Origin of the sequence: Polaromonas sp. (assembly GCF_039930745.1) — a bacterium.
In the GTDB taxonomy this organism is placed as follows: Bacteria; Pseudomonadota; Gammaproteobacteria; order Burkholderiales; family Burkholderiaceae_C; genus Polaromonas.
In genome coordinates, this window is record NZ_JBDTTH010000041.1 from 24231 (window position 1) to 36187 (window position 11957).

Consider the following 11957-nt stretch of genomic DNA (forward strand, 5'->3'; position numbering starts at 1 on the left):
GGCACCACGTTCTGCAAGGCAGAATCCCTCGCTATTTGTCCCAACTGGGACATAAAATTGCGAACGACCGTGCTAAAACAGCCGCAGCACCTGAACCCGATGGAGACACACGCCTTATGGATCTAGCTTTCACCCCTGAAGAACAGAAATTCCGCGAAGACATACGCGCCTGGGTGGGTGCCAACCTGCCGGCCGATATCTCGCACAAAGTGCACAACGCCCTGCGCCTGTCGCGTGACGACATGCAGCGCTGGGCCAAAATCCTCGGCAAAAAAGGCTGGCTCGGCCATGGCTGGCCCAAGGAATTTGGCGGCCCGGGCTGGAACGCCGTGCAAAAACATCTGTTCGAAGAGGAATGCGCACTGGCCGGCGCGCCGCGCGTGGTGCCCTTTGGCCCGGTGATGGTGGCGCCCGTCATCATGGCTTTCGGGAGCCCTGAACAGCAACAACGTTTCCTGCCCGGCATTGCCAGCGGCGAAGTGTGGTGGAGCCAGGGCTACAGCGAACCGGGTTCGGGCTCTGACCTGGCGTCGGTGAAGTGCAAGGCCGAACGCAAGGGCGACAAATATATCGTCAACGGCCAGAAAACCTGGACCACACTCGGCCAGTACGGCGAGTGGATTTTCTGCCTGGTGCGCACCAGCAGCGAAGGCAAGCCGCAAACCGGCATCAGTTTTCTGCTGATCGACATGAAGTCGCCCGGCGTCACCGTGCGGCCCATCGTGCTGCTCGACGGCGAGGCCGAGGTCAACGAAGTCTGGTTCGACAACGTCGAAGTGCCGGCCGAAAACCTGATTGGCGAAGAAAACAAGGGCTGGACCTACGCCAAACACCTGCTCAGCCACGAGCGCACCAACATTGCCGACGTGAACCGCGCCAAACGCGAGCTCGAGCGGCTCAAACGCATCGCGAAAGCCGAAGGTGTTTACGAAGACGCACGCTTTCGCGACGAAATCGCCAAGCTCGAAGTGGACGTGGTGGCACTCGAAATGCTGGTACTGCGTGTACTCTCGGCCGAAAAATCCGGCAAGAACTCGCTGGACATCGCCGGCCTGCTGAAAATCCGCGGCAGCGAAATCCAGCAACGTTACAGCGAGCTGATGATGCTGGCCGCCGGCCCCTTCAGCCTGCCCTTCATCGAGGAAGCCATGGAAGCCGGCTGGCAGGGCGACTTTCCGGGCGGCGTCACGGCCAATGCGCCGCTGGCATCGACTTATTTCAACCTGCGCAAGACCACGATTTACGGCGGCTCCAACGAAGTGCAGCGCAACATCGTGTCGCAATTCGTTCTGGGCTGAAAGCTCACTGCGCAACCTCAAAAAATTTGGAGCATCAGCATGGATTTTGATTTCACAGACGACCAGGAACAACTGCGCGACGCAGTGCGCAAGTGGGTCGATAAAGCTTATGACTTCGAGCGCCGCCGTGGCATCGCCAAGGCTGGCGGTTTCTCTCGCGAGGCTTACGGTCAACTGGCCGAGCTGGGCCTGGCAGGCCTGTACATCCCCGAGGACGACGGCGGCATGGGCATGGGGCCGGTGGAAGGCATGGTCGTCATGGAAGAACTCGGCCGCGGCATCGTGCTGGAACCGCTGGTCCAGACACTGATTGCCGGTGCCGTGTTGTCCAGCTACGCCCCCGCCGATGTCAAAGCCGCCTGGCTGCCAAAAATTGCTGGCGGTGAAGCGCTGGTGGTGCTGGCCTCGCAGGAACGGGCCGCCCGCTACCAGCTTGATATTTGTGCAGCAAAAGCGGCTCCAGCCGGCTCTGGCTGGACGCTGACAGCTACAAAAAGCATAGTACCTGCGGGCGACCAGGCGGACGCCTTCATCTTGCCGGCACAGGTCAAGGGCAAGATTGCGCTGTTCCTGGTGGAACGCACGGCAGCTGGTGTGACCACCCGTGGCTACAACACGCAGGACGGCGGCCGCGCGGCTGAGGTATTGCTGAAAGACTCACCCGCCAGCCTCATCACGCTGGACGGCCTGACCGCCCTGGAGCATTCCATCGACATCGGCATTGCTGCCACCTGCGCCGAAGCTGTAGGTGTGATGGACAAGACGATGGCCATCACCGTCGAGTACATGAACACGCGCAAGCAGTTCGGCGTGGTCATCAGCAGCTTCCAGGCCCTGCGCCATCGCATGGCCGACATGAAGATGCAGTTGGAGCTCGCGCGCTCCATGAGTTATTACGCATCGCTCAAGCTCAATGCGCCGACTGCAGAACGCCGCGCCGCCATGGCCCGCGCCAAGTACCAGCTCGGTGTCTCCATGCGCTTCATCGGCCAGCAAGCGGTGCAGCTGCACGGCGGCATCGGCGTGACCGATGAATACATAGTCAGCCATTATTTCAAGCGGCTGACACAAATGGAAATGAGTTTTGGCGACACCTTGCACCATCTGGGTGAAGTCTCTGGCAGGATGCAGGAGACTGCCGGCGTCTTCGCCTGACTTGCCGGCGACATATCGAGAAACGATGCTCTGTGGCATGAACCACGGGTACTTTTTAACCCCAGGAGACAAACCATGATGTTGCACCGCCGCCTTCTTCTCGTGCTTGCTGCCACCGGCCTGATGCTGGCCGGTTGCGCCACAACGCCCGCACCCGGGGAACACCCGCCCATCGTGTTTGTGCACGGCAACGGCGACAGTGCTTCCATCTGGCAAAGCACGATATGGCGCTTCGAGTCCAATGGCTGGCCGCGCGAGCGCCTGCATGCCATCGATGTGCCTTACCCGCTGGCGCGCGACGACGACGGCAAGGCCCAGCCCGGCCGCACCTCGACCGTGGAACACATGGCTTACCTGAAGGCAGAAGTCGACAAAGTGCTGCAGGCCACCGGCGCGCGGCAAGTCGTGCTGCTCGGCAACTCGCGCGGCGGCAATGCGATTCGCAACTACATCTACAACGGCGGCGGCGCCAGCCGCGTGAGCCACGCCATTCTGGGCGGCACGCCCAACCACGGCGTCTGGTCCATCAAGGGCTTTCGCGAAGTCAATGAATTTGCCGGCACCGGCCCCTTTCTGACCGCACTCAATGCGCCAAAAAATGCGGCCGGCGACGAAGTCACCGGACCGGTCAAGTGGCTGACCTTGCGCTCAGACAACAACGACAAGTTCGCCCAGCCCGACGGCGTGTGGATTGGCGCCAAAGGCACGCCGACCAATGTGAGTTTTGAAGGCCCAGCCCTCAAAGGCGCAACCAACGTGGTGTTGCCGCGGGTTGACCACCGCGAGACTTCCTTTTCTCCGGCAGCGTTTGAAGCGACCTACCGCTTCATCACCGGAAAGTCCGCACAGACACGCACCATCCAGCCTGAAACACCGGTGGTGCTGAACGGAAAGATCACCGGGCTGGGCCTGCGGCCCACCGACCCGGCGTCGGGCAACTATTCGAACAACCTGCCGCTGCCGGGGGCGCAACTGGCGGTGTACGCCACAGACGCCGCCACAGGCGCGCGCCAGGGCAACGCCGTGCACAGCAAGACGGTAGGCCCCGATGGCCTCTGGGGACCGTTCACCGCACAGGCCGGTGTGCAATACGAATTTGTGATCACCGCGCCGGGCTACGCCACCACCCACATCTACCGCAGCCCCTTCCCGCGCTCCAGCAGCATCATCCACCTGCGCGCCGACCGCCCGGCCGAGGCCGACAAAAGCGCCAAGGCCAGTGTCGCGCTGACACGGCCACGAGGCTACTTCGACGCGACCCGCGACAAGATGTCGTTCGACGGCAAGGCACTGCCCGGGGTACCGCCCGCCGGCGCTGGCGTGTCCACGTCCAAAATCAACCTGAGCCAGGACGGCAATCGCCCGATTTCCGCCGAGTTCAACGGCGAAAAAATCACCGGCAGAACGTGGCCTATGGCCGATGGCCATTTGGTGGTGCTGGAGCTGACTTACTGAGTTCTTTTGAAAATCACGGCTCTCCACCGTTCGGGCTGAGCCTGTCGAAGCCTGCCCTGAGCTTGACGAAGGGCTCTTTCGTGGTTGATGGGGTTCTCAATAGGGGCTTCGGATTGCTATCACAGTGATAGCTGCTTGCGCCCATCACCAAAGGGCTGGTGGCCAATTTGGCACTACAAGTTATCTGCACCCACTCTGTCTGGCTGTGCACTGCGTTTCCTGCTGCGTGCCGGGTGCAAATTCTTTGACATCACGGCCACGACAAATGCCGGATGTACGACTGCAGGCGCTTCCCACCAGCCAAACTATCGATCAGTTTCTTGCGCTTGTGGGGGAGTCCATATATGACATGTTAAAGGGCATCACCCTTCATCCTTCGTTGTCGGCGGCGAGCCCACAGAACCTGGCAGATCGCGAACAAGAGAAATTGCGGCACAAACCAACTTCCGAAGACCAGCGCAATCTCGCTCCACTTGATCGTGCAAGGGTCACCTTGTGAGGTGTAGTTTGCTTGAGCCGGCGACTTGATGAAACCACAGAACTCCTCCTGCGGATTGTGTTCAAGTGCCGCATAGCTTGCGAACAGGGAGAACGGACTTGCCAGTATCAGCGAGAGCGTGATCGCGATCAAAAAATGGCGGCTGGCCACGGTCATGCTCATTACGCTTTAACGTGATGTAGATCGTCGGATATTCTGGCGATCCAGTTTATCCGGCGGGATCAGCTGTGCCCATGGATTGCAATTGCCCCTGCGAAGCCCGCCATGACATGCCACGCAGATTCAAACCAGCAGCCGCGAAGTCCTAGGCACATGCGCCATCAAAAACTCCATCTGGTCCGCCAGGATGCGGCGGTTGCGCAGGATGAAGTCTTCCCACAGGCTGGGCACGTAGGGCGTGTAGAGCAGCGGCATGTGCGCCTGCTCGGGCGTGCGGTTGCTTTTGCGGTGGTTGCAGGCGCGGCAGGCAGTGACCACGTTCATCCAGGTGTCGATGCCGTTTTGTGCAAACGGAATGATGTGTTCGCGGGTCAGGTCTTCCTCGTGGAAATGGTCACCGCAGTAGGCGCAGATGTTGCGGTCGCGGGCGAACAGTTTGCCGTTGGTCAGCCCCGGCTTGAGGTTGAAGGGGTTGATGTTGGGCACGCCCTTGGTGCCGATGATGCTGTTGATGGTGATGATGGACTGGTTGCCGGTGATGGCGTTGTGCCCGCCGTGAAACACAGCCACCTGCGCACCCATCTCCCAGCGCACTTCATCCGATGCATAGTGCAGCACGGCTTGTTCGAGGCTGATCCACGACTGTGGCAACCCTTGGGCTGAGAGCTTCAAGACCTTCAAACGAACCTCCAACATTTAGAAAAACGCATGGAAACCGGACTCAAACTGCTTGAGACCTCAATATACAGGGAATTCATGACAAAGCCGGGGCATCAGCCCTTTTCAGGCTCGCGGCCCTTGTCCAACCGACCCGAGGCGCTATTAAAACGATAATTGGCAGCATGAAGGTTTCGCAATGAAAGTTTTCCGCGGCTACCACCACCCCCAGCTTGCGGCGCAGTGCGCGCTGACGATTGGCAACTTCGATGGCGTGCACCGCGGCCACCAGGCCATGCTGGCACTGCTGAAAAACGAGGCGCAACACCGGGGCATTCCCAGTTGCGTGATGAGTTTCGAGCCGCATCCGCGCGACTACTTTGCCGCGGCGGCGCGCAAACCCGAGCTGGCGCCGGCACGTATTGCCACGCTGCGCGACAAGCTGACGGAGCTGGCGAACTGCGGCATCGACCAATGCGTGGTGCTGCCCTTCAATGCGCGGCTGGCTGCGCAGCCGGCCGAAGCATTCATCGAGGACGTGCTGGTCAAGGGCTTGGGCGTGCGCTACGTGCTGGTGGGCGACGACTTTCGTTTTGGCGCCAAACGCGCCGGCGACTACAACATGCTGGACACGGCCGGCGAGCGCCTGGGGTTTGAGGTGGCACGCATGAACAGTTATGAAGTGAGCAATACGCGGGTTTCAAGTTCCGCCGTGCGGGAAGCCCTGGGCCAAGGGCAGATGACCCGCGTAGCCAGCCTGCTGGGCCGGCCTTACAGCATTTCCGGCCATGTGGTGCACGGCCGTAAACTCGGGCGTGATCTCGGCTTTCGAACCCTGAATCTTCGCTTTTCGCATTGGAAACCGGCCGCCAGCGGGATTTTTGCTGTACAGGTCTTCGGCCTGGGTGACACACCTTTGCCCGGTGTGGCCAACCTGGGCATCCGGCCTTCGCTGGACCCGGATGACGTCAACGGCGGCCGCGTGCTGCTCGAAACCCATTGCCTGGCCTGGCCGGCCTCCCTGGGCGCCGAGGAGGCATACGGTAAAATCATCCGCGTGGAACTGCTACACAAACTGCACGACGAACTGAAATACGACAGTCTGGAAAGCCTCAAGGCGGGCATCACCAGGGACTGCGACGATGCGCGGGCGTTTTTTGCCGAGGCATCGAAGTCGTTTTCAGCCTCCATGCACACGGAAACCAGCCGCCAGACTACACGCGACCGAATTTAGACGATCTCGTCGCCTCTGGCCCCGCCCACCCTTCCGGGCGAACCGCTTTCTTTCCCGAACCGCATTTCCGGCGGCCCTGCCTCATCAGGCCGCCTCAACAGAAGCATCCCATGTCCGACACCAAAACCGATTACCGCAGCACCCTGAACCTGCCCGACACACCCTTCCCCATGCGCGGCGACCTGCCCAAGCGCGAAGCGGGCTGGGTCAAGGAATGGGACGACAAGGGCATTTATAAAAAGCTGCGCGACGTGCGCGCCGGAAAGCCCAAGTTTGTGCTGCACGATGGCCCGCCGTATGCGAACGGCCAGATCCACATCGGTCACGCTGCCAACAAGATCCTGAAGGACATGATCGTCAAGGCGCGCCAGCTCAAGGGGCTGGACGCCGTGTATGTGCCGGGCTGGGACTGCCACGGCCTGCCGATTGAAAATGCCATCGAAAAGCTGCATGGCCGCAATCTTTCCAGAGACGACGTGCAGGCCAAAAGCCGCGCTTTTGCCACCGAGCAGATCGCTCAGCAGAAAGAGGACTTCAAACGCCTGGGTGTGCTCGGCGAATGGGCCAATCCCTACCTGACCATGAACCCCGGCAACGAAGCCGATGAAATCCGCGCGCTCAAATGCATCATGGAGCGCGGTTTTGTGTACCGCGGCCTCAAGCCCGTGTACTGGTGCTTTGACTGCGGCTCCTCGCTAGCGGAGTTCGAGATCGAATACGCCGACAAGAAGTCCCAGACGTTGGACGTTGGCTTCAAGAGTGCAGAGCCCAACAAACTGGCTGCCGCTTTTGGGCTGAAAATCCTGGCGAAGGACGCGTTCGCCGTCATTTGGACAACCACCGCCTGGACCATCCCGGCCAACCAGGCGCTGAACCTGAACCCTGAACTGGAGTACGCGCTGGTGGACACCGAGCGCGGCATCCTGCTGCTGGCTTCGGTACTGGTGGAAAAGTGCATGGCACGTTATGCGCTGACCGGCACCGTGCTGGCCACCACCGCAGGCAAAAACCTGGCGTTACTCAATTTCATGCACCCGCTGCACGATGTGGATGCCGGCTACCGCCGCCTGAGCCCGGTGTTTCTGGCGGACTACGCCACAGCCGACGACGGCACTGGTATCGTGCATTCCTCGCCCGCCTACGGCGTGGAAGACTTTAACTCCTGCGTGGCCAATGGCATCGCCTATGACGACATCCTGAACCCGGTGCAGGGCAACGGCCGTTATGTCGATGACCTTCCGCTGTTTGGCGGTTTGAACATCTGGAAAGCCGCGCCGCTGGTGATCGACGCCCTGCGCGATGCCGGCCGCCTGTTTGCCACCGAAAACATCACGCACAGCTATCCGCATTGCTGGCGCCACAAGACGCCGGTGATCTACCGCGCCGCGGCCCAGTGGTTTGTGCGCATGGACGAAGGCGAAGGCGTTTTCACCAAAGACAAGGCGCCGCAAACCCTGCGCAAACTGGCCCTGGCCGCCATTGAGGAAACCACCTTCTACCCCGAAAACGGCAAGGTCCGCCTGCGCGACATGATCGCCGGCCGGCCCGACTGGTGCATCAGCCGCCAGCGCAACTGGGGCGTGCCGCTGCCCTTTTTCATCCACACCGCCACCGGCGAGCTGCACCCGCGCACCATGGAGATCATGGACCAGGCCGCCGCCATGGTGGAGGCCGGCGGCGTTGAAGCCTGGAGCAAGGCCAGCGCCGAGTCCATCATCGGCGCCGATGCACCAGACTACATCAAGAGCACCGACATCCTGGACGTCTGGTTCGACTCGGGCACCACCCATTTCCATGTGCTGAGGCGCAGCCATGCCGAGCAGTCTGCCTGGCCGGCCGACCTGTACCTCGAGGGCCACGACCAGCACCGCGGCTGGTTCCACTCCTCGCTGCTCACCTCATGCGCCATGTACGACCACGCGCCCTACAAGGGCCTGCTGACGCACGGCTTCACAGTGGACGGCAAGGGCCGCAAGATGAGCAAGAGCGAAGGCAACGTGGTGGCGCCGCAGGAGGTGTCCGGCAAGCTGGGCGCCGAGATCATCCGCCTGTGGTGCGCATCGACCGACTACTCGGGCGACCTCGCCATTGACGACAAGATTCTGGCGCGGGTAGTAGACGCCTACCGCCGCATCCGCAACACCCTGCGCTTTTTGCTGGCCAACATCAGTGACTTCGACCCGGCCACAGACGCCGTGCCGTTGGCGCAGATGCTGGAGATCGACCGCTACGCGCTGAGCCGCGCGGCGCAGCTGCAGGATGACATCCTCGCGCATTACGAGGTGTACGAATTCCACCCGGTGGTCTCCAAGCTGCAGATCTACTGCAGCGAAGACCTGGGCTCTTTCTACCTCGACATTCTGAAAGACCGCCTCTACACCACAGCGCCAAAGTCGCTAGCCCGCCGTAGCGCGCAAACCGCACTGCACCAGATCACGCACGCCATGCTGCGCTGGATGGCGCCCTTCCTGAGCTTCACGGCCGAGGAAGCCTGGAAGGTGTTCGGCAGCTCGGAGTCCATCTTCATGGAAACCTATGCCGACCTGGCCGCGCCCAATGACGCGCTGCTGGCCAAGTGGAGCCGCATCCGCGAGCTGCGCGACGCGGTCAACAAGGACATTGAAGCGCTGCGCGCCGACGGCAAGGTCGGCTCGTCCCTGCAGGCCCAGGTCAGGCTGGAAGTGCCGGCCGCCGACCATACGCTGCTAGCCAGCCTCGGGGATGATCTGAAATTTGTCTTCATCACATCCGCTATTGATTTAGTAGCTGGAAGTGCACAATCCATAGGGGTTGAGGCCAGTTCTTTCGTCAAATGCGAGCGCTGCTGGCATTACCGCGAAGACGTCGGCCACGACGCGGAACACCCCACGATTTGCGGCCGCTGCACCAGCAACCTGTTTGGCGCAGGCGAAGCCAGAAAGTTCGCCTGATGGCCAAGACCACCTTCGGAACCACACCCCCCAGCCTGTTGCCCTGGCTGGGCCTGGCGCTGATCCTCCTGATCACCGACCAGCTCACCAAAGTGCTGATCCTGGGCTCTTACCAGCTGGGTGACGCCACCTACGTGACGAGCTTTTTCAACATAGTGCGGGCGCACAACACCGGCGCGGCCTTTTCCTTTCTGGCTTCGGCCGCAGGCTGGCAGCGCTGGTTCTTCACCGGCATCGGTGTGGCTGCGACGCTGTTCATCCTGTGGATGCTCAAGTCCCACGCCGGACAAAAGCTGTTTTCGTTTGCGCTGGCCTGCATCCTGGGCGGCGCCGTCGGCAATGTGATCGACCGCCTGCTGCACGGCTACGTGGTGGACTTTCTGGAATTTCATTACGGCGGCTGGCATTTCCCGGCCTTCAACGTGGCAGACAGCGCCATCACCGTAGGCGCGGTTTGTCTCATCCTTGACGAGCTGCTACGGGTCAAGAAAAGTTAGCCCCCACGCTCCGCCGCTGCGCGGGTCGCTGCCCCCCGAGGGGGCGCTGCGCCTGCGGTCCGGCAAAGCCGGTCCCGCGGCCCCTGCTTGAAGGGGATTACCATCGTGCTTCCCCGCATGGCCACCTGGCATTTCGAAGAATGTCTTCCCGGCAGCGCACGGGCGTTATAGTGACTCCTAGTTTATGAAGCATCTGTTGAATCTATTGGCAGCCATTGCGCTGTTGGTGTGGGGAACCCACTTGGTTCGGACTGGCATCCTGCGCGTGTTCGGGGCCAATCTGCGCCAGGTGTTGTCACGCAGCATCAGCAACCGCTTCAATGCCGCACTCTCTGGCCTGGGCGTGACCGCGCTGGTGCAGTCCAGCACGGCCACGGCGCTGATTGTTTCCTCCTTCGTCGGCCAGGGCCTGATCGCGCTGCCGCTGGCGCTGGCCGTGATGCTGGGCGCCGACATCGGCACCAGCCTGATGGCGGTGGTCTTTTCCTTTGACCTGTCCTGGCTGTCACCGCTGTTCATCTTCACCGGCGTGGTGCTTTTCATCTCGCGGCAGTCCACCAATCTGGGTCGCTTCGGCCGCGTTCTGATCGGACTGGGGCTGATGCTGCTGGCGCTGCGCCTGGTTACCGACTCGACCACGGTGCTGACCTCCAATGTGGCGGTGAAGGCCTTGCTGGGCACACTGAGCAGCGACCTGCTGCTCGAGATCACCGTCGGCGCCGTGCTGTCCCTGGTGTCCTATTCCAGCCTGGCCATCGTGCTGCTGACGGCCACCCTGGCGGCCTCCAGCGTGATTCCGCCGGATGTGGCGCTGGGGCTGGTGCTGGGTGCCAACCTGGGCAGCGGCCTGCTGGCGGTGCTGACCACCGCGCGCTCGGCCATTGAAGTGCGGCAAGTGCCAATGGGCAACCTGGTCTTCAAGCTGCTGGGCGTGGCCGCTGCCGCGCCTTTTGTGGGCCTGTGGCTGCGCCACGTGTCGCCTTACCTGGGTGAAGCGGCCACCATGGTGGTGCTGTTTCACCTGATGTTCAACCTGGCCGTGGGCCTCGCCTTTATCGGCTGGACGCAGGTGGTGGCGCGCTGGGTCGAAAAACTCCTGCCGCGTCCCATCAAGGGCGCCGGCGGCGGCCGGCCGCACCATCTGGACCCGACCGCGCTGTCCACCCCGTCGCTGGCCATCTCCTGCGCCGCCCGTGAGGCCCTGCACCAGGCCGACGTGGTCGAGAGCATGCTGATCGGTGTGCTGCAAGTCATGCGCTACAACGATCTGCGGCTGGCCGAAGACCTGCGAAAGATGGACGACACCGTGGATGAGCTGTATTCGGCCATCAAGTACTACCTGACCAAGATCTCGCGCGAGGCGCTGGGCGAGGAAGAAAGCCGGCGCTGGACAGACATCATCAGCTTCACCATCAACATGGAGCAGATCGGCGACATCATCGAACGCGTGCTGATCGACATCGAGGACAAGAAGATCAAGCCCGGCCGCAACTTCTCGGAAGCCGGCATGGCCGAGATCTGCGAGCTGCACCAGCGCCTGCTCGACAACCTGCGCCTGGGCATGAGCGTGTTCCTCAACGGCAACGTGCGCGACGCCAAAAAACTGCTGGAGGAAAAAGCGCGCTTTCGCGACCTCGAGCGCGCCTATGCCAACACCCACCTGGGCCGGCTGTCCGACAACACCATGCAGAGCATTGAAACCAGTTCGCTGCACATCGACCTGATCAGCGACCTCAAACGCATCAACTCGCACATCTGCTCCATCGCCTACCCCATCCTCGACTCCGCCGGTGCCCTGGTGCCTAACCGCCTGCGCCACAGTGCTTTCAGTGATTCACTGTCGCGCTGAGCTGCGGGGCGTGCCGGCATGAATCCCGACGCCGGCCAGCTGTGGCGCGCACCGCGCTGGGCGCTGGCCGTGCTGCTGGCCCTGCTGGGCATGCTGGGTCCGTTTTCCATCGACACCTACATCCCGGCGTTTTCCGGCATTGCGCGCTCGCTGGGCGCCACACCGGTGGAGATGCAGCAGACGCTGTCGGCCTACCTGTTCGGTTTTGCCTTCATGAACCTGTT

Annotated in this window: 9 protein-coding genes and 1 pseudogene; 8 read left to right on the plus strand and 2 right to left on the minus strand. The window is 61.8% G+C overall.

Going from position 1 to position 11957, the window contains the following annotated elements; genetic code table 11:
• The first annotated feature begins 116 nt into the window (after window positions 1–116).
• The 3 genes from ABI660_RS13530 to ABI660_RS13540 all read left to right on the plus strand — a co-directional run bounded on the left by ABI660_RS13530 (window position 117) and on the right by ABI660_RS13540 (window position 3908).
• Window positions 117–1298 carry an acyl-CoA dehydrogenase family protein gene (locus ABI660_RS13530; protein WP_348068829.1) on the plus strand — a complete coding sequence of 394 codons (1182 nt, stop codon included), beginning with the start codon at window positions 117–119 and terminating at the stop codon, window positions 1296–1298.
• Window positions 1299–1337: 39 nt separating this feature from the next.
• Window positions 1338–2453, plus strand: a complete 1116-nt coding sequence (locus tag ABI660_RS13535) for an acyl-CoA dehydrogenase family protein (RefSeq protein ID WP_348068831.1) — start codon at window positions 1338–1340, stop codon at window positions 2451–2453.
• 78 nt (window positions 2454–2531) lie between these two features.
• Window positions 2532–3908 carry an alpha/beta fold hydrolase gene (locus ABI660_RS13540; protein ID WP_348068847.1) on the plus strand — a complete coding sequence of 459 codons (1377 nt, stop codon included), beginning with the start codon at window positions 2532–2534 and terminating at the stop codon, window positions 3906–3908.
• 352 nt (window positions 3909–4260) lie between these two features.
• Here the strand turns inward: ABI660_RS13540 and ABI660_RS13545 are convergent, their stop codons facing one another.
• Together ABI660_RS13545 and ABI660_RS13550 are read right to left on the minus strand one after the other, a co-directional pair.
• Window positions 4261–4563 (minus strand): hypothetical protein, encoded by a 303-nt coding sequence (locus ABI660_RS13545; protein ID WP_348068833.1) that lies wholly within the window; start codon window positions 4561–4563, stop codon window positions 4261–4263.
• Between the two features lie 126 nt (window positions 4564–4689).
• Entirely contained in the window at window positions 4690–5247 is a 558-nt protein-coding gene (locus ABI660_RS13550) for an HNH endonuclease (protein WP_348068835.1), read from the minus strand.
• Window positions 5248–5422: 175 nt separating this feature from the next.
• Between ABI660_RS13550 and ABI660_RS13555 the strand changes: the two genes are divergently transcribed.
• From ABI660_RS13555 to ABI660_RS13575, 5 genes and pseudogenes are all read left to right on the plus strand, one after another.
• Window positions 5423–6457, plus strand: coding sequence for a bifunctional riboflavin kinase/FAD synthetase (locus ABI660_RS13555; RefSeq protein ID WP_348068837.1), 1035 nt, complete (start codon window positions 5423–5425; stop codon window positions 6455–6457).
• 110 nt (window positions 6458–6567) lie between these two features.
• Complete coding sequence (ileS, locus tag ABI660_RS13560) at window positions 6568–9387, plus strand: isoleucine--tRNA ligase (RefSeq protein ID WP_348068839.1); 2820 nt, start codon at window positions 6568–6570, stop codon at window positions 9385–9387.
• Window positions 9387–9884, plus strand: coding sequence for a signal peptidase II (gene lspA / locus ABI660_RS13565; RefSeq protein WP_348068841.1), 498 nt, complete (start codon window positions 9387–9389; stop codon window positions 9882–9884). The genes ileS and lspA overlap by 1 nt, the downstream gene beginning before the upstream one ends.
• Window positions 9885–10068: 184 nt before the next feature.
• Complete coding sequence (locus ABI660_RS13570; RefSeq protein ID WP_348068843.1) at window positions 10069–11733, plus strand: Na/Pi cotransporter family protein; 1665 nt, start codon at window positions 10069–10071, stop codon at window positions 11731–11733.
• An 18-nt stretch (window positions 11734–11751) separates the two neighbouring features.
• Window positions 11752–11957 (plus strand): annotated as a pseudogene (locus tag ABI660_RS13575) (Bcr/CflA family drug resistance efflux transporter); the annotation flags it as partial.